Origin of the sequence: Pseudomonas sp. FP603 (genome assembly GCF_030687415.1) — a bacterium.
Classification (GTDB): domain Bacteria; phylum Pseudomonadota; class Gammaproteobacteria; order Pseudomonadales; family Pseudomonadaceae; genus Aquipseudomonas; species Aquipseudomonas wuhanensis.
The window spans coordinates 773,811-792,838 of sequence record NZ_CP117431.1 but is presented as its reverse complement, the minus strand read 5'-3'; the positions used below and the strand labels follow the sequence as shown (position 1 = coordinate 792,838).

Sequence of the window (19,028 nt, the reverse complement as noted above, 5' to 3'; positions counted from 1 at the left end):
CCCACAAGGGCAGCGCAGACCCAGTGGGAGCGGGCTTGCCCGCGATTGGCCGCGACTCGGTTTAGCGGGCGATACCGTGTTTTCGCAGTTTTCTGTAGAGGGTGTTGCGGCTAACGCCCAGCTGTTCAGCCGTGTGCGTCATGTGCCAGCGTTGCTGCTCCAGTGCGTTGAGCAACGCCAGCCGCTCGGCATCATCCAGCGGAAACTCGGACGGCTCTTCAACTGCCGACGCCGTCACCGGTCGGGCCTGGCGAATCAACGCCGGCAAATCACCCAGCCCGATCCGACCGCCATCACACAATGCCGCGAGGGTGCGCAGCACATTGCGCAACTGCCGCACGTTCCCCGGCCAGGCAAAATCCAGCAAGGCCTGCCGCGCCGGCCCGTCTATCAATACCGTTTCCCCGCCCGCCTCTTCGGCCAGCAAAAAGTCGAGCAACTGTGATTTGTCAGCGCGCTCACGTAGCGCCGGCAGTGCGACTTCCAGCCCATTGAGCCGGTAATACAAATCCTCGCGGAAACTGCCGTCCTGCACCCGCTCAAGCAGATTGCGGTGAGTGGCGCTGATGATCCGCACATTGACCGATTCCGGCTCACCGCCAATCGGCACCACCTGACGGTCTTCCAGCACCCTTAATAGACGGGTCTGCATGCTCAGCGGCATGTCACCGATTTCATCGAGGAACAACGTCCCGCCATCGGCCTGCTGCAACTTGCCGCGCATGCCTTCCTTGCGGGCGCCGGTGAAGCTGCCGCCGCGATAGCCGAACAGCTCGCTTTCGATCAGGCTTTCGGGAATCGCCGCGCAATTGAGGGCGATGAAAGATTTTTCCGAGCGTTGACTGGCCTGATGCACGGCTTTGGCGAAGGCCTCTTTGCCTGAGCCGGTCTCGCCGTTGATCAGCAACGGCACGTCTCGTTCAAACACGCGCAAAGCCTTGCGAAAATCCTCCTGCAACGCGGCATCGCCCAGGCAAATGCCTGACAAGCGCGGACGCTCGACAACCATCGGGCTTTGCACCACCGGCACCGGAATGCTGCGCGGCTGCCCGCGTAACACGGCAAACAGCCGCCGCCCGTCACGGGTGCGCAATGGCCAACTGGCGCTGGCATTAGCGCTCGCGCGGCCGAGCAATTCATCCAGCGAGCAGTCAAAAAACGCCTCCACCGGTTTGCCCAACAGCCCACCACGAATATGCCCCAGCAAATTCAGCGCACTCTGGTTCACCGCACTGATCCGCCCTTCCCCGTCGAACGCCAACAACCCTTCGCTGAACAGCCCGACGGATTCGGCCTGCAGGTGAAAACGCAGCAACCATTGATTGTCGAAGTAACGCAGGAAATAGCAGCTCTCGATCATCTTCGCCGACAGATTGACCAAAGCCATGGTGTGGAACTGGCTCTGCCGCGAAACCTCGTGACGCGCCGAAGACACGTCGAGTACCGCCAGCAGCTCGCCGTGAGGATCGAACACCGGGCTCGCCGAGCAGGTCAGGCCGGTGTGACGACCACGAAAATGTTCGTCTTGATGGATGGTCAGGGACTGGCGCTCCACCAGGCAGGTGCCGATGCCATTGGTGCCTTCGCAGGCTTCGCTCCAGTCGGCGCCCAGCCAAAGGCCGGCGCGCTCGAAAATCTTCCGTTCGGTAGGCGCGGTGACGCAGTTGAGGATCACCCCGCGGGCGTCAGTCAGCAGCACCGCGTGGCCGGCGCCGGACAGTTGCTGGTGGAGGCTGGTCATTTCGGTGCCGGCAATCTGCAGCACTTGCTGCAAGCGTTCGCGGCTTTCCAGCACGCGGCCATGTTCCAGCACCGTCGGCGCCATGGTCAGGGCCGGGTCGAGGTGATAATCCTCAAGGCAGCGCAGCCAGGAGCGGGCAATGGATGGATCGCTGCCGGGACCGTGCAGGTGGGATTTACCCTGGGTCACGGTCAGCACTTGCTGGGCATGGCGACTCAAATGGTTGTCGTGCATTTCTTATTATTCTCCCCGTGTAGAACCCATTAAGGGGCTGGCACACACTTTGTGGCGAGGGAGCTTGCTCCCGCTCGAGTGCGAAGCGCTCGCCAGAAATCATGACCGGCAGACATTTTGGGGCTGCTACGCAGCCCAGCGGGAGCAAGCTCCCTCGCCACAGGGGGATTACCTGCGGGGCAATTTGAGGCTCAGCATCCTCCAGCCATCGACGCATTGCAATGCTGGCAAGACCCGCCAGTCACAGGCTGTGCCACAAGCGGTACAAAGTGTCACATGGGTTGTACCGCAAGCGTCACAAACGCCGCCCATCCGCCCGACAAAAAACACACAAGCCCTTGATTTACCTGACCTGCAAGGCACTGGCCCGACCTTTGCTCTACGCTTAATGCAGCGCTTTAGCGCGTCCTCCCTTATAAGCACAAAAGCCAAGGAGAAACCCATCATGCGTTACGCTCACCCCGGTACTGAAGGCGCTATCGTTTCGTTCAAGAGCAAGTACGGTAACTACATCGGCGGCGAGTTCGTCGCGCCTGTCAAAGGTCAGTACTTCACCAATACCTCGCCGGTCAACGGCCAACCGATTGCCGAATTCCCACGCTCCACGGCCGAAGACATCGAAAAAGCCCTGGATGCCGCCCATGCCGCCGCCGATGCCTGGGGCGCCACGTCCGCCCAGGCACGCTCGCTGGTCCTGCTGAAAATCGCCGATCGCATCGAACAGAACCTGGAAGTGCTGGCGATCACCGAATCCTGGGACAACGGCAAGGCCGTGCGCGAAACCCTCAACGCAGACATCCCGCTGGCCGCCGACCATTTCCGCTACTTCGCCGGCTGCATCCGCGCCCAGGAAGGCAGCGCCGCCGAGATCGACGGCAACACCGTGGCCTATCACATCCATGAACCGCTCGGCGTGGTCGGGCAGATCATTCCATGGAACTTCCCGATTCTGATGGCCGCCTGGAAACTCGCCCCGGCCCTGGCCGCCGGTAACTGCGTGGTCCTCAAACCTGCCGAGCAAACCCCGCTGGGCATCACCGTGCTGATGGAACTGATCGGCGACCTGCTGCCGCCCGGCGTACTCAACGTGGTGCAAGGCTTCGGCAAAGAAGCCGGGGAAGCCCTGGCCACCAGCAAGCGCATCGCCAAGATTGCCTTCACCGGCTCGACCCCGGTCGGCTCACACATCATGAAATGCGCCGCCGAAAACATCATTCCGTCCACCGTGGAGCTGGGTGGCAAGTCGCCGAACATCTTCTTCGCCGACATCATGCAAGCCGAACCGACCTTCATCGAAAAAGCCGCCGAAGGCCTGGTGCTGGCGTTCTTCAATCAGGGCGAAGTCTGCACCTGCCCGTCCCGCGCCCTGGTGCAGGAATCGATCTACGACGAGTTCATGAAAGTGGTCATGAACAAAGTCCTGCAAATCAAACGTGGCGACCCGCTGGACACCGACACCATGGTCGGCGCCCAAGCGTCCGAGCAGCAATTCGACAAAATCCTTTCGTACCTGGAGATCGCCAAGGGCGAAGGCGCCGAGCTGCTGACCGGTGGCAAGGTAGAAAAACTCGAGGGCAGCCTGGCGACCGGGTATTACATCCAGCCGACCCTGCTCAAGGGCACCAACAAAATGCGCGTGTTCCAGGAAGAAATTTTTGGCCCGGTGGTGAGCATCACCACCTTCAAGGACGAAGCCGAAGCCCTGGCCATCGCCAACGACACCGAGTTCGGCCTGGGCGCCGGCCTCTGGACCCGCGACATCAACCGCGCCTATCGCATGGGCCGCGCCATCAAGGCCGGTCGTGTGTGGACCAACTGCTACCACCTGTACCCGGCGCACGCCGCGTTCGGCGGTTACAAAAAGTCCGGCGTTGGTCGTGAAACCCACAAAATGATGCTCGACCACTATCAGCAGACCAAAAACCTGCTGGTGAGCTACGACATCAATCCGTTGGGCTTCTTCTAAACGCCTGTCGCGAGCAAGCCACTTCCCCTGTGGGAACGGCTTGCTCGCGAAGCGGTTGAACATTCAGCAAAATGTCTAGCGTCACCCCGGCAAAAACGCCGACTAAAAAACAATAAGAACAGGTGAACCCCTATGCCTAGCGATCAAGCCAGCGCGCAGCCGGCAATCTCCTCGGTCGACTTCGAAAAAGTCGGCTCCGATTATTTCCAACAACGTGAACTGAAAAAAGGTGCGGCGGGCTGGGTCCTGCTGGTGGGTTTGGGCGTGGCCTATGTCATCTCAGGTGATTACGCCGGCTGGAACTTCGGTTTGGCCCAAGGCGGATGGGGCGGCATGTTTCTCGCCACGTTGCTGATGGCCACCATGTACTTGTGCATGTGCTTCTCCCTGGCCGAATTGTCTTCCATGATCCCGACCGCCGGCGGTGGCTACGGATTTGCCCGTAGCGCATTCGGGCCGTGGGGCGGTTTCCTCACCGGAACCGCGATCCTGATCGAATACGCCATCGCCCCAGCGGCGATCGCGGTGTTTATCGGGGCGTATTGCGAGTCGCTGTTCGGCATTGGCGGCTGGATGATTTACCTGGCGTTCTACATCATCTTTATCGCCATTCACATTTTCGGTGTCGGCGAAGCCCTGAAGCTGATGTTCGTCATCACCGCCGTCGCGGCATTGGCATTGGCAGTATTTCTGATCGCGATGGTGCCGCACTTCAACGTCGCCAATTTGCTGGACATCCCGGTGACCGAGGCCAAGGGCGCCAGCAGCTTCCTGCCTTTCGGCTATGTCGGCGTCTGGGCAGCCATTCCTTACGCAATCTGGTTCTTCCTGGCCGTCGAAGGTGTACCACTGGCGGCGGAAGAGACCAAAAACCCGAAACGCGATCTGCCCCGCGGGCTGATCGGCGCCATGCTGGTATTGGTGAGCTTTGCCTTGCTGATTCTGGTCATCGGCCCTGGCGGTGCCGGCGCCAACGCCCTGCTGACTTCCGGTAATCCGTTGGTCGAAGCGCTGGCCAAAGCCTATGGCGGCTCGACCTGGATGGGCAGTTTCGTCAATCTGGTGGGCCTGGCCGGGCTGATCGCCAGTTTCTTCTCGATCATCTACGCCTATTCGCGGCAGATCTTTGCCTTGTCCCGTGCCGGCTATCTGCCGCGCAAACTGTCCGAAACCAACAAGAGCAAGGCGCCGGTACTGGCGTTGATCATTCCCGGCATCATCGGCTTTGGTCTGTCACTGACCGGCCAGGGTGACCTGCTGATTCTGGTGGCGGTGTTCGGCGCGACCATCTCCTATGTGCTGATGATGGCCGCGCACATCACCTTGCGTATCCGTCGCCCCAAAATGGATCGTCCGTACCGTACGCCGGGCGGTATTTTCACGTCTGGCGTGGCACTGGTGTTGGCTTGCATCGCCGTAGTGGCGGGCTTTCTGGTAGATCCGCGGGTGGTGATTGGCGCCGCGATCATCTATGGAGTGTTAATTGCTTACTTTGCTTTCTACAGTCGGCATCACTTGGTAGCAGGCACGCCCGAAGAAGAGTTCGCGGCCATTCAGAAAGCTGAAGAAGCCTTGCACTAACAGCCGCAAATCCCGGCGCAGGCCCTGTCTGCGCCGTCACGGAGAATCTGTATGGCGAGTTTTGCTCACACTGTCGGCAGCCAGACCTATCGCTTCGACAGCCTCAAGGACGTCATGGCCAAGGCCAGCCCGGCGCGTTCCGGGGACTTTCTGGCCGGCGTTGCCGCCCTCAACGATGGCGAGCGCGTGGCTGCGCAAATGGCCCTGGCTGACATCCCGCTGACTCACTTCCTGCAGGAAGTACTGATTCCTTACGAGGCCGATGAAGTCACCCGGCTAATCATCGACACTCACGATAAACAGGCTTTTAAAGCAGTCAGCCACCTCACTGTCGGCGGCTTTCGCGATTGGCTGCTCAGCGACGCCGCCGACGAACAGAGCCTGCGCGCCCTCGCGCCGGGCCTGACCCCGGAAATGGCCGCCGCTGTGTCGAAGATCATGCGCGTGCAGGATCTGGTGCTGGTGGCGCAGAAAATCCGCGTGGTCACGAAATTTCGCGGCACTTTGGGCCTGCACGGCCGGCTCTCGACACGTCTGCAACCCAATCACCCCACCGACGAACCGGCCGGCATCGCCGCGAGCATTCTCGACGGCCTGCTGTACGGCAACGGTGACGCAATGATTGGCATCAACCCGGCCACCGACAGCATCGCTTCGATCTGCGCCATGCTGGAAATGCTCGATGCGATCATCCAGCGCTACGAAATTCCGACACAGGCCTGCGTGCTGACCCACGTCACCACCTCCATCGAGGCGGTCAATCGAGGTGTTCCGCTGGACCTGGTGTTCCAGTCGATCGCCGGCACGGAAGCGGCCAACGCCAGTTTCGGTATCAACCTCAACGTCTTGCAGGAAGGCTATGACGCGGGCTTGAGCCTGAATCGCGGCACGTTGGGCCAGAACCTGATGTATTTCGAGACCGGCCAGGGCAGCGCCTTGTCGGCCAACGCCCACCACGGCATCGATCAACAGACCTGCGAAACCCGCGCCTACGCCGTGGCACGCCATTTCAAACCGTTTCTGGTGAACACCGTTGTAGGCTTCATCGGCCCGGAATACCTCTACAACGGCAAACAGATCATCCGCGCCGGCCTCGAAGACCACTTCTGCGGCAAGCTGCTGGGCGTGCCCATGGGTTGCGACATCTGTTACACCAACCATGCCGAAGCCGATCAGGATGACATGGACACCCTGCTGACCCTGCTGGGCGTGGCCGGGATCAACTTCATCATGGGCATTCCCGGCTCTGACGACATCATGCTCAATTACCAGACCACGTCGTTCCACGACGCCCTCTACGCCCGAAAAACCTTGGGCCTGAAACCGGCGCCGGAGTTTGAACAGTGGCTGGCGAACATGGGCATCTTCACCCAGGCAGACGGCAAAATTCACTTCGGCGACAACCTGCCGCCGGCCTTCCGTCAGGCCATGACGCAACTGGGATGAGTATTGAGATGGATAAACCACCTGTCGATCCGCAAAACCCGTTGCTGGAGCTGCGTCGCCTGACCCCGGCACGTATTGCCCTCGGTCGCACCGGCACCAGTATGCCGACCAGCGCACAGCTGGATTTCCAGTACGCCCATGCCCAGGCCCGGGATGCGGTGCATCTGCCGTTCGACCACATGGGGCTCAGTTCGCAACTGGCCGAGCGTGGACGTGAGAGTTTGCTGCTGCACAGCGCCGCCACGGACCGGAACAGCTATCTGCAGCGCCCCGATCTGGGGCGCAAGCTGAGTGATGAGTCGGCGCAAACCCTACGCGATTACGCGCTGAGCCATCCTGGCGGGGTGGATCTGGCCATCGTAGTGGCCGATGGCCTCTCGGCATTGGCCGTTCATCGCCACACCTTACCGTTTCTGGCCCGCATGGAAGAACAGACAGCCGCTGAGGGCTGGTCCCTGTCGCCGGTAATTCTGGTGGAACAGGGCCGAGTCGCGGTGGCCGACGAGATTGGCGAGCTGCTGGGCGCAAAAATGGTGGTCATATTGATCGGCGAACGCCCAGGCTTGAGCTCGCCAGACAGCCTGGGGTTGTATTTCACCTATAATCCCAAGGTCGGACTAACGGACGCCTATCGCAACTGCATTTCGAATGTTCGGCTCGAAGGCTTGAGTTACGGCATGGCGGCACACCGCTTGCTGTATTTGATGCGCGAAGCCTGTCGGCGGCAGTTATCAGGGGTCAGTCTTAAGGACGAAGCCCAGGTTCAGACGCTGGAGTCGGACATGGGTGCGGACATGAAAGGCAATTTCCTACTGAGCCCGTCGGATGCCTGAACCGTTTCCGCATTGCGTTTCTATTCAGGTTTCAGGCAGGATCGATGCACGGCCGCCAGGGTTTCCCGTCGCCGTCACCACGTAAGACAGCCACTTGAAGACGAGACCTACCATGCGGATTATTCAAGCGACCCTCGAACACCTCGACCTGCTGACCCCGTTGTTCGTCAAATATCGTGAGTTTTACGGTTCCCTGCCCTATCCGGACTCGTCCCGGGCGTTCCTCGAGAAACGCCTGCGGCGCAAGGAATCGGTGATCTACCTGGCCCTCGCCGATGACGACAACAACAAACTGATGGGTTTCTGTCAGTTGTACCCGAGTTTTTCGTCTCTTTCGCTTAAACGCGTATGGATCCTCAACGACATCTACGTCGCCGAAGACGCCCGCCGCCAATTGGTGGCCGACAACCTGATCCGCACCGCGAAAAAAATGGCCAAGGAAACCAATGCCGTGCGCATGCGCGTTTCCACCAGCAGCAATAACGAAGTCGCGCAGAAAACCTACGAATCCATCGGGTTCAGGGAAGACACCGAGTTCAAGAACTACGTGTTGCCGATCAGTGACGGGATTTAACGCACTGGGGCCTTTGTGGCGAGGGAGCTTGCTCCCGCTCGGCTGCGCAGCAGTCGTAAACCAACCAAAGCGATTATCCTGATACACCGCGTAGTCGGACCAGGAGCGCTTCGCACTCCCAGCGGGAGCAAGCTCCCTCACCACAGAGGATTGTGCAAAGCCAGCAGACCTATGGTCGACCCATCGACATCCCCCGCTACAAACTCGACGCGTTTTTCACTTGTCACCCCGTATAATGCCCATTCTTCCGGCTCGTAAGAAAAATCACACTTAGCTGTAGTCTTACGCGAAGCCATCCGCACAGGCCTGCAGAGTCGGGCCATCACCACAGGTGCTTTCCATGGATTTCAACCCGATCGACCTTATCCTGCATCTCGATGTTTACCTCGACCTGCTGGTGACCAACTACGGGGCATGGATTTACGCCATTCTGTTTCTGGTGATCTTCTGCGAAACCGGTCTGGTGGTGATGCCATTCCTGCCGGGCGATTCCCTGCTGTTTATCGCGGGCGCCGTGGCGGCCGGTGGCGGCATGGACCCGGTGCTGCTGGGTGGCTTGCTGATGCTGGCGGCGATTCTGGGTGACAGCACCAACTACGTGATTGGCCGCACCGCTGGCGAACGGCTGTTCAGTAACCCGAACTCGAAAATTTTCCGCCGCGACTACTTGCAACAAACCCACGATTTCTACGACAAACACGGCGGCAAAACCGTAACCCTGGCGCGTTTCCTGCCGATCATCCGTACCTTTGCACCATTCGTCGCCGGTGTTGGCAAAATGCCTTATCCGCGCTTCTTTGCCTTCAGTGTCCTGGGCACCATCCTCTGGGTGGGTGGCCTGGTCACCCTCGGTTTCTTCTTCGGCAACGTACCGTTCATCAAGCAAAACCTGTCGCTGCTGGTGGTGGGCATCATCCTGCTGTCGCTGCTACCGATGATCATCGGCGTAATCCGCAACCGCCTTGCCAATGCCGCGTCCAAAGCCGAACCCCGCTGACTCGCGATGTGGTCCCTTAGCGCCTGGCGACGCCAGCGCACCCTGGCCAGGCATCCGATTGCCGACGACATGTGGCAACGGGTGCGCCATCACTTGAGTTTTCTCGATGGCCTCAGCGCAGCCGAAGACCAGTGGCTGCGGGAAGCCTGCGTGCTGTTCCTGCAAGACAAACACCTGACCGCCCTGCCCGGCGTAGAACTCCATCAGGAACAACGCCTGCTGCTCGCAGCCCAGGCCCAATTGCCGCTGCTGCATCTGGGCGATCTGAACTGGTATCAGGGCTTTCACGAAATCATCCTCTACCCCGACGATTTCCTCAGCCCCCAGCGCCATCGCGATGCCAGCGGCGTTGAACACGAATGGGAAGGCGAACACAGCGGAGAAGCCTGGCCACAAGGCCCGATCATCCTCGCCTGGCCCGGCGTGATGGCCAGCGGTGGCTGGGAAGGCTATAACCTGGTCATCCATGAACTCGCGCACAAGCTCGACATGCTCAACGGCGACGCCAATGGCCTGCCACCACTGCATGCCGATATGCGTGTCAGCGACTGGGCCAAGGTCATGCAAGAAGCCTATGACGACCTTGACCGGCAACTGGACCGCAACCCTGACGCGCAAACCGCCATCGACCCGTACGCGGCGGAAAACCCCGCCGAATTCTTCGCAGTCACCAGCGAATACTTCTTCAGCGCCCCGGATTTGCTGCACGAGGCCTATCCACAGGTCTATGAGCAGTTGAAGCTGTTTTATCGTCAGGACCCATTGGCCCGGCTGCGGCAACTTCTGGCCGAGAACCCTGTCTATCAGGCACACGACTAACGTCTACGCGACCTCTGGTCCATAGCGTCGAAGGCGGAATATGCCTATAATCGCCGCCACTTTTTGGTCAATCCGGCCAAGTGTTTTTGGTCAACTAACGGGGGCACCGCCCAATGAGCTACAGCAAGATTCCGGCTGGCAAAGACCTGCCGAACGACATCTACGTCGCGATCGAGATCCCGGCCAACCACGCGCCGATCAAATACGAAATCGACAAAGACAGCGATTGCCTGTTCGTTGACCGTTTCATGGCCACCCCGATGTTCTACCCGGCCAACTACGGTTACATCCCGAACACCCTGGCCGACGACGGTGACCCCCTCGACGTGCTGGTCGTGACCCCTTACCCGGTTGCTCCAGGTTCGGTGATCCGCGCGCGTCCAGTCGGCATCCTGAACATGACCGACGACGGCGGCGGCGATGCCAAAGTGATCGCGGTTCCACACGACAAGCTGTCCCAGCTGTACGTCGACGTGAAGGAATACACCGACCTGCCACCGCTGCTGATTCAGCAGATCGAGCACTTCTTCGCGAACTACAAAGATCTCGAAAAAGGCAAATGGGTGAAGATCGAAGGCTGGGCCGGCGCAGATGCCGCCCGCGACGCGATCACCAAGTCGGTTGCTGCCTATAAAGGCTGAGAAGCCGCGGTAAGCTTCTAGCTGCAAGCGCCAAGAAAAACCCCGGTTGATCCGGGGTTTTTTGTGGGCGCTCTGCTCAGACACTCACCTTTTTAACGGTACGTATAGCGCTTCTTGGCTTTGGTTTTTTCCTGTTTAAATTCCACTAAAAGCGTCTTACATCCAGTCTTAAATTTCCCTCGAAATTTGAACGGATCGTTTATTCAAACCCCCGTCCTGCGCCAGTAAACTCGTGTTTATGAAAAAGAACACTAGCGGCCCACGGTTCAAAGCACTCCTCGAAGCAGCGAAAATCACAACCACAGGATTTGCCGCTTTCTTCGACACGGAAGCGCAAAATATCCACAACTGGTACACCCGAGGTGTGCCCGCCTACCGCATGGAAGAGGTCGCCAGACTACTGTCTGTAAACAGCGACTGGCTGAAAACCGGCGAAGGCCCGAAAGAATCCTCACGCCTGCGCGTGCTCGACGAATCAGGCAACACCTTCGATGCCCAGGCCATCCGCGGCATCTACACGGTGATCGAGCCTATCGACGTCGAGCTGCCCTTCTACAAAGAAACAACCACCGCCCCGGGCTCCAACAAAACACACGTCGTCAAAGACCCCAGCCAATCCATCCGCCTGCCCCGCAGCCACCTGGACTCCCTGGAAATCAGCCACGCCGACGCTATTTGTACCCACATGATCGGCAACAGCATGGGCGAAAAGATTGAGGACGGTTCGACGCTTGCCATCGATCGCGGGCTGACTCAGGTCATTGACGGGGAGATTTATGCGATCGAGCATGACGGGATGTTGCGAATCAAATACCTGCATCGGATGCCGGGGAATGCGTTGCGGTTGCGCAGCTACAACAAAGCCGAGTATCCAGACGAGATCTTCAGTGCCGAGCAGATCGACAAGCAAAACATAAGGGTATTGGGGTGGGTATTCTGGTGGTCGACGCTCAATAAACGCAGACCTTCCGTGCCCTTCCTATAAGCACGCAACCCTGTAATCCCTTGTGGCGAGGGGACTTGCCCCCGCTCGACTGCGCCGCAGTCGCAAACCATCCACTGTGGCGGACAGTATGGTTACCGGGTTTACGACTGCTTCGCAGCCGAACGCAGCCTTCGGCAGCTGCTACACCTCAGCGTAATCGCTCTGTCCCGCATGCCAAGCTGGGAATTCCTCAAAAAAATCAGTATGCTGCGCCCCACATTTGCGCATCGACCCTTCTTTCAGGCTCAGATCGCACCGACAAGGCAGATGACTTTCTCGCCAAGTCCCACAGCCGGACGCAAGATCCGGGTGTACGTTTTGAAGGCTGGCGCGGTTTACCAAAAATAAGCCAAGCCAGTCCCCGAGAAGCCGGCCACAAGCCGGCTTTTTAATGCCTAAAATAAAGCCTGAACATGCTTGGACCAATTCACCTGCAGCCAAACCCACTTGTTGCGCGATTCGATCGCAGCCGCATGTGAGCAACATGCTGTCCGACAACTGGACGGTGAGCCGAATAGGCGTCATATTCGGCTCACTATATGAGCCGAATAGCATTTTTAATCGGCTCACTCATTCCAAGAGCACCGACTCCATGTCACCTCACTGGATCTGGCAGCAGCCTGATTGGCCGAATTTCCAATGGCAAGCCGAGCGCTTGACGCTACTTTTGCGCGACTGCGTTCAGGCACAGGGTCGGTTGATGGGGATGGCCAGTTCGGTCGGCAATTCGTTGAGCGCGCAAAACGAACTGGATGCGTTGTTGCAGAACATCGTGACCTCGTCCGCTATCGAGGGTGAACAACTGAATGTTGGTTCCGTACGCTCTTCTTTGGCGCGACGGTTGGGCTTGGATCTGGTCAATGGCGATAAGGTGAGTCAGCGCAGTGAGGGCCTTGCGCAATTGATGCTCGACGCGACCCGGCATTTCGCTGAGCCACTGACATTGGTGCGATTGCTGGATTGGCATAAATGGCTGTTTCTTGAGCAAGACACGGACCTCGCAGCCCGATCGATCCGTGTCGGTGCCCTGCGCGGCGATGAGCCCATGCAAGTGGTTTCGGGGCGACTCGACAGGCCGACCGTTCACTTCGAAGCACCGCCTCGCCTTGGTCTTGAACGACAACTCGAAACCTTCCTGAGCTGGTTTGAAGCCAGCCGAAATCAGGTTGGCCTCGACCCTTTGCTGCGGGCCGGCGTCGCGCACTTCTGGTTCGTGACGTTGCATCCTTTCGACGATGGCAACGGCCGCCTGACGCGAACGATCACTGATCTGGCCCTGGCTCAGGGTGAGGCTCAGGCCATCCGTTTCTATGCCATGTCGGCAAGCATTCTGGATGATCGTTCAGGCTATTACCGAGTGCTGGAAACCAGCCAGAAAGCCACGCTGGATATCACCGAGTGGCTGGAGTGGTTCCTGCAAACCTTGTTGCGCAGCTTGCAGCAAGCCATGACGCGGATCGAGTCGGTACTGGGCAAGGCGCGTTTCTGGCAGGCGCATCGGGAATCTGAACTGTCGGCCGAGCAGACCAAAGTACTGAATCGCTTGCTCGATGGCGGGGAACGAGGTTTCGATAATGGCATCAGCGCCGCTCAATACCAGGCAGTGGCAAAGGTTTCCAAAGCCACCGCGACCCGTCATCTGGCCGAACTGCTGGAGAAGGGCTGCCTGAAACGCCTGCCCGGCGGCGGGCGCAGTACTCGATATCAAATCAGCTATCCGGATAACTCACTGGGATAATCGTGATCAACACCACTACTGTGGCGAGGGAGCTTGCTCCCGCTCGACTGCGAAGCGGTCGCAAATCGCTGAATGCGGTATACCTGAAGAAACACGGACGTATGGTTTGGGGGTCGCTTCGCGCCCCAGCGGGAGCAAGCTCCCTCGCCACAAGGTTGTGTTGGCAGCCTGGAACTGCTGCTCCAACGACCCCGCTCATTTGCCCATAACCCCTATGTCTGCTAGTGTCGCGCCGGTTTAACGTCAACCGGAAATAGCCGCCATGGCCCGCAAAAAAGCTGCACTGGATTTCGAACAATCCCTCGCTGACCTGCAAACGCTGGTGGAGCGTCTGGAGAACGGCGAATTGTCGCTGGAAGACTCTCTGACCGCTTTCGAGCAGGGCATCGGTCTGACCCGCGATTGCCAGGCGGCGCTGGCTCAGGCCGAGCAGAAGGTTCAAGTGCTGCTCGAGCGTGATGGTGAGCTGGCCGAGGAACCCTTCGACGCGGATCAGCCAGAATGATTGCGGCGTATTCGGCGACCAGCCAGGCCCGCGTCAATGCGGCACTGGAAACCCTGTTCAACGCACCGAGTCCTGAACTCGCCCGCCTTTACGAAGCCATGCGCTACAGCGTGATGAACGGCGGCAAGCGGGTGCGCCCGCTGCTGGCTTACGCCGCGTGCGAGGCACTGGGCGGCAAGGCCGAGCAAGCCAATGGCGCGGCCTGTGCGGTAGAGCTGATCCATGCCTATTCGCTGGTGCACGATGATTTACCGGCCATGGACGACGACGATTTGCGTCGCGGCCAGCCGACTACGCATAAAAAATTCGATGAAGCCTGTGCAATCCTCGCCGGTGACGGCTTGCAGAGCCTGGCCTTCAGCGCCCTGCTCGACCCACGCCTGAGCAGTTGCGACGCCGAAACCCGTCTGCAGATGGTCAGCGCCCTGGCGTTGGCGGCAGGTCCGGCGGGCATGGTCGGCGGGCAAGCCATCGATCTCGGTTCGGTGGGCCTGAAGCTCGATCAAAAAGCCCTTGAATACATGCACCGGCACAAGACCGGCGCGCTGATCGAAGTCAGCGTCAAGCTCGGTGCACTGGCCAGCGGTCATGCCGCGAAGGACGAACTGAAGTCCCTGCAGAGTTATGCACAGGCCATTGGCCTCGCATTTCAGGTCCAGGACGACATTCTCGACGTCGAAAGTGACACCGAAACCCTCGGCAAACGCCAGGGCGCCGATATCGCTCGGGACAAGCCGACCTACCCGGCCCTGCTCGGTCTCGACGCGGCCAAGGCCTACGCCCTGGAACTGCGCGACCAGGCCCTGCACGCGCTGCGACCGTTTGACGCGGCGGCTGAGCCATTGCGCGATCTGGCCCGGTACATCGTCGATCGCCGCAGCTGACGGCGTATCCGCCAAAAAAAACCAACGCGTGGGCAGGGGGCGATGCATCAGGTAAACTGCCGCATCTTTTATACCTATAACGATTCGCCTGATGCCCACGACGTTTCATGAGATTCCCCGCAAGCGCCCGACCACGCCCCTGCTCGACCGTGCCAACACGCCGGACGGCCTGCGCCGGTTAGGCGAAGCCGAGCTGGAAACCCTGGCTGATGAGTTGCGCCTGGAATTGCTCTACACGGTCGGTCAGACCGGTGGGCATTTCGGTGCCGGCTTGGGCGTGATCGAGCTGACCATCGCGCTGCATTACGTCTTCGACACCCCGGACGACCGGCTGGTGTGGGACGTGGGTCATCAGGCCTACCCGCACAAAATTCTCACCGGCCGTCGCGAGCGCATGAGCACCCTGCGCCAGAAGGACGGTGTGGCGGCCTTCCCGCGTCGTTCCGAGAGCGAGTACGACACCTTTGGCGTCGGCCACTCCAGCACGTCGATCAGCGCAGCGCTGGGCATGGCGATTGCCGCCCGCCTGCAACACAGTGATCGCAAGGCGATCGCGGTGATCGGCGACGGCGCACTGACTGCCGGCATGGCCTTCGAAGCGCTGAACCATGCGCCGGAAGTGGATGCCAACATGCTGGTGATCCTCAACGACAACGACATGTCGATCTCGCGCAACGTCGGCGGGCTGTCGAACTATCTGGCGAAAATCCTTTCCAGCCGCACTTACGCGAGCATGCGCGAAGGCAGCAAAAAGGTCCTGTCGCGCCTGCCCGGCGCCTGGGAAATCGCCCGTCGTACCGAAGAATACGCCAAAGGCATGCTGGTTCCCGGCACCCTGTTCGAAGAGCTGGGCTGGAACTACATCGGCCCGATCGATGGCCACGACCTGCCGACCCTGATCGCCACTCTGCGCAACATGCGCGATCTGAAAGGCCCGCAATTCCTGCACGTGGTCACCAAGAAGGGCAAAGGCTTCGCTCCGGCGGAAGTCGACCCGATCGGTTACCACGCCATCACCAAACTCGAACCCCTGGACGCCCCGGCCAACCCGCCGAAGAAAGCCGGCGGGCCGAAGTATTCCGGTGTGTTCGGTGAATGGCTGTGCGACATGGCCGCTGCCGATCCGCGTCTGGTCGGGATCACCCCGGCGATGAAGGAAGGCTCCGACCTGGTGGCCTTCAGCGAGCGCTTCCCGGAGCGCTATTTCGACGTGGCGATTGCCGAGCAACACGCCGTGACCCTGGCGGCCGGCATGGCCTGCGAAGGCGCGAAACCGGTGGTGGCGATCTATTCGACCTTCCTGCAGCGCGCTTACGACCAGCTTGTGCATGATGTGGCGGTGCAAAACCTCGACGTGCTGTTCGCCATCGACCGCGCTGGCCTGGTGGGCGAAGACGGCCCGACGCACGCGGGTAGCTTTGACCTGTCGTTCCTGCGTTGCATCCCCGGCATGCTGGTGATGACCCCGAGCGACGAAAACGAACTGCGAAAAATGCTCAGCACCGGCCACCTGTACGACGGCCCGGCGGCGGTGCGTTATCCGCGCGGCACCGGCCCGAATGCGCCGATCGCGAAAGACCTCGAGCCGATTGAAATCGGCAAGGGTGTCGTCCGCCGTCAGGGCAGCAAAGTCGCCCTGCTGGTGTTCGGCGTGCAACTGGCCGAGGCGCTGAAAGTCGCCGAGAAGCTGGATGCGACCGTGGTCGATATGCGCTTCGTCAAACCGCTCGACGAAGCACTGGTTCGCGAAATCGCCGGCAGCCATGAACTGCTGGCGACCATCGAAGAGAACGCCATCATGGGCGGTGCCGGTGGCGCGGTCAGCGAGTTCCTTGCCCGAGAAAACATCCTCAGGTCGGTGCTGCACCTGGGCTTGCCGGACGCCTATGTGGAGCACGCCAAGCCTGCGCAAATGCTCGCCGAATGCGGGCTGGACGAGGCCGGGATCGAAGAGGCGGTGCGTCAGCGGCTGCAACTGCTGAATATCTAATCCTCTGGCTACATGCAAAACCCTGTGGGAGCGGGCTTGCCCGCGATAGCGGAATGACAGTCGACTTGTTCATTGACTGACACTCCGTCATCGCGGGCAAGCCCGCTCCCACATTGGTTTTGTGCAACCTTCAAGAATGTGTTCACTTTAAAGCGCCAACGGACTGCCCATGAAACTCCCCCGCCTCGCCCTGACGCTGACGCTTCTGCCGGCCAGCCAACTTCTGGCCGACACCTTCGAACGCGACCAAGCCCTGAAACTGCCAGACGTGCTGATCAGCGCTAACCGTCAGGTCGAAGCACGCAATGACAGCAGCGCCGCCAACACCGTGTTCACCCGCGAAGACATCGACCGCCTGCAACCGAGCAGTGTCACCGACCTGCTGCGCCGCGTGCCGGGTGTACAGATCGGGCAAACCGGGGGGCGCGGTAGTCTGCCGGGGGTCTACATTCGTGGTACCAAGTCGGCGCAAAGTCTGGTGCTGGTCGACGGCCAGCGCATCGGCAACTCGACCTCCGGCGATAGCAACCTGCAACACATCAACATCGAACAGGTCGAGCGCGTAGAAGTGCTGCGTGGTTCGCGCTCAGTGATTTACGGCAGCGATGCTATTGGCGGGGTGATCCAGATCTTCACCCGCCGTGGCGGCGAACAGGGTCTGCAACCACGCCTGCACATGGGAGTGGGCAGCAACCAGACTTGGGAGCGCAGCCTCGGATTGTCCGGCGGCAACCCGCAGACACGTTTCAATCTCGGTGCCAGCCATGATGAAACGGCAGGCATCAATCGCACCCATGAGTCCTATCCCAGCGATGGCGATCACGACGAATACCGCAATAAATCGGTCAGCTTAAGCCTGAGTCACACCCTCACCGACGACATCGAAATCGGCGCCAACTTGCTGGATAACCAGGGTAAAAGCGCATTCGATAACCCATTCGGCCGTTTCGACATGACCACCTTCGAATCGGTCCAGCAGCAACCCTACAGCGAGTTCTCTGTGAGCAGCGTCAGCAGTTACGTCGATGCGCGCATCAACGACGCTTGGAAAACCCGCGTCGAATTCGGCCACAGCGAAAACCGCGAGAAGACGCTCGACAAGCTCAGCGACGAGCGCAGCGTGTTCAATACTTATCGCGATTCGGTGAACTGGCAGAACGATCTGACCCTGGATGAGCGCAACAGCCTCATCGTCGGCGGTGACTGGTACGAAGACCGAATCAACGGCAGCACGGCGTTCGACGAGGACAGCCGCTGGAACCGTGCAGCGTTTATCCAGCATCGCTATCAGGCCGACAGTTTCTCTACCGAACTGGGCCTGCGTCGCGACCAGAACCAGCAGTTCGGCAGCCAGAACAGCTGGAGCGGCACGTTCACGCTGCCGCTGAACCCGGACAATGATGTGCTGTTGACCTACAGCGAAGGCTTCCGCGCGCCGACCTTCAACGACCTGTACTACCCGGACTTCAGCAACCCGGACCTGAAACCCGAGACCTCGAAAAGTTATGAGCTGCAATGGCGCAGTCAGCTGACGCAGAGCAGTCGCCTGGAAGTTTCGCTGTATCGCACCGATCTGGAAGACGCGATTATTTTCGGCAGCAACAACCGCCCGGCGAACGTCGCTTCGGCGCGGATCAACGGTTTTGAAGCGACCTTGAAACAGGAGCTGTTCGGCTGGCAGAGCAACCTTGGCGTGGCGATCATCGACCCACGGGATCGCGACAGCGGCCACACCCTCGCCCGCCGCGCACGGCGGACCTTGAGCCTGGACCTGGATCGACAATTCGATCGACTGGGTCTCGGTGCCAGTTGGCAAGCGGTGAGCAGCAGTTTTGACGACGAGAACAACCAGCAGCCGCTGGGCGGGTATGCGTTGTTGGGATTGCGTAGCAGCTGGGCGCTAAATCGCGAGATCAAGCTGGAATTGAAGGTCGATAACCTGCTGGACAAGGGCTACAGCCGGGCGTTGTTCAGCCATGACGGCAGTCAGTATGGGTATCGCGAGGAAGGCCGGGCGTGGATGTTCGGGGTGACTTGGACGCCAGAGTTTTGACCAGAGATTGTGGCGTTTGAGCCGGCCTCATCGCGGGCAAG

Annotated in this window: 15 protein-coding genes; 14 read left to right on the top strand and 1 reads right to left on the bottom strand. The window is 59.9% G+C overall.

What is annotated here, in order from left to right:
* Window positions 1-61: 61 nt before the first annotated feature.
* The gene (locus PSH65_RS03705; protein WP_305424968.1) at window positions 62-1,975 is read right to left on the bottom strand and encodes a sigma-54-dependent Fis family transcriptional regulator; all 1,914 of its coding nucleotides are present in this window, start codon (window positions 1,973-1,975) and stop codon (window positions 62-64) included.
* Window positions 1,976-2,420: 445 nt separating this feature from the next.
* On the opposite strand from PSH65_RS03705, the gene PSH65_RS03700 reads away from it, so the two are divergent.
* From PSH65_RS03700 to PSH65_RS03635, 14 genes are all read left to right on the top strand, one after another.
* Entirely contained in the window at window positions 2,421-3,941 is a 1,521-nt protein-coding gene (locus PSH65_RS03700; protein WP_030129557.1) for an aldehyde dehydrogenase family protein, read from the top strand.
* A gap of 132 nt (window positions 3,942-4,073) precedes the next feature.
* Window positions 4,074-5,522 carry an ethanolamine permease gene (eat, locus tag PSH65_RS03695; RefSeq protein WP_305424967.1) on the top strand — a complete coding sequence of 483 codons (1,449 nt, stop codon included), beginning with the start codon at window positions 4,074-4,076 and terminating at the stop codon, window positions 5,520-5,522.
* Between the two features lie 51 nt (window positions 5,523-5,573).
* On the top strand, window positions 5,574-6,968 hold the full coding sequence (locus tag PSH65_RS03690; RefSeq protein WP_305424966.1) for an ethanolamine ammonia-lyase subunit EutB: 1,395 nt from the start codon (window positions 5,574-5,576) through the stop codon (window positions 6,966-6,968).
* An 8-nt stretch (window positions 6,969-6,976) separates the two neighbouring features.
* Window positions 6,977-7,801, top strand: a complete 825-nt coding sequence (gene eutC / locus PSH65_RS03685) for an ethanolamine ammonia-lyase subunit EutC (protein ID WP_305424965.1) — start codon at window positions 6,977-6,979, stop codon at window positions 7,799-7,801.
* Window positions 7,802-7,913: 112 nt separating this feature from the next.
* Complete coding sequence (locus tag PSH65_RS03680; protein WP_063342407.1) at window positions 7,914-8,375, top strand: N-acetyltransferase; 462 nt, start codon at window positions 7,914-7,916, stop codon at window positions 8,373-8,375.
* Between the two features lie 340 nt (window positions 8,376-8,715).
* The gene (locus PSH65_RS03675) at window positions 8,716-9,372 is read left to right on the top strand and encodes a DedA family protein (protein ID WP_305424963.1); all 657 of its coding nucleotides are present in this window, start codon (window positions 8,716-8,718) and stop codon (window positions 9,370-9,372) included.
* 6 nt (window positions 9,373-9,378) lie between these two features.
* On the top strand, window positions 9,379-10,191 hold the full coding sequence (locus tag PSH65_RS03670; RefSeq protein WP_305424961.1) for a zinc-dependent peptidase: 813 nt from the start codon (window positions 9,379-9,381) through the stop codon (window positions 10,189-10,191).
* A gap of 113 nt (window positions 10,192-10,304) precedes the next feature.
* Window positions 10,305-10,832, top strand: coding sequence for an inorganic diphosphatase (ppa, locus tag PSH65_RS03665; RefSeq protein ID WP_008052339.1), 528 nt, complete (start codon window positions 10,305-10,307; stop codon window positions 10,830-10,832).
* A 238-nt stretch (window positions 10,833-11,070) separates the two neighbouring features.
* Complete coding sequence (locus tag PSH65_RS03660) at window positions 11,071-11,817, top strand: S24 family peptidase (protein WP_305424960.1); 747 nt, start codon at window positions 11,071-11,073, stop codon at window positions 11,815-11,817.
* Window positions 11,818-12,409: 592 nt separating this feature from the next.
* Window positions 12,410-13,555: a Fic family protein gene (locus PSH65_RS03655; protein WP_305424959.1), complete on the top strand. Its 1,146-nt coding sequence runs from the start codon at window positions 12,410-12,412 to the stop codon at window positions 13,553-13,555.
* A 262-nt stretch (window positions 13,556-13,817) separates the two neighbouring features.
* Window positions 13,818-14,060 carry an exodeoxyribonuclease VII small subunit gene (locus tag PSH65_RS03650; protein WP_007894317.1) on the top strand — a complete coding sequence of 81 codons (243 nt, stop codon included), beginning with the start codon at window positions 13,818-13,820 and terminating at the stop codon, window positions 14,058-14,060.
* Window positions 14,057-14,944 (top strand): (2E,6E)-farnesyl diphosphate synthase, encoded by an 888-nt coding sequence (gene ispA / locus PSH65_RS03645; protein ID WP_305424958.1) that lies wholly within the window; start codon window positions 14,057-14,059, stop codon window positions 14,942-14,944. The genes PSH65_RS03650 and ispA overlap by 4 nt, the downstream gene beginning before the upstream one ends.
* 91 nt (window positions 14,945-15,035) lie before the next feature.
* Complete coding sequence (dxs, locus tag PSH65_RS03640) at window positions 15,036-16,934, top strand: 1-deoxy-D-xylulose-5-phosphate synthase (protein WP_305424957.1); 1,899 nt, start codon at window positions 15,036-15,038, stop codon at window positions 16,932-16,934.
* Between the two features lie 169 nt (window positions 16,935-17,103).
* Window positions 17,104-18,987: a TonB-dependent receptor domain-containing protein gene (locus PSH65_RS03635; protein ID WP_305424956.1), complete on the top strand. Its 1,884-nt coding sequence runs from the start codon at window positions 17,104-17,106 to the stop codon at window positions 18,985-18,987.
* Window positions 18,988-19,028 lie beyond the last annotated feature (41 nt).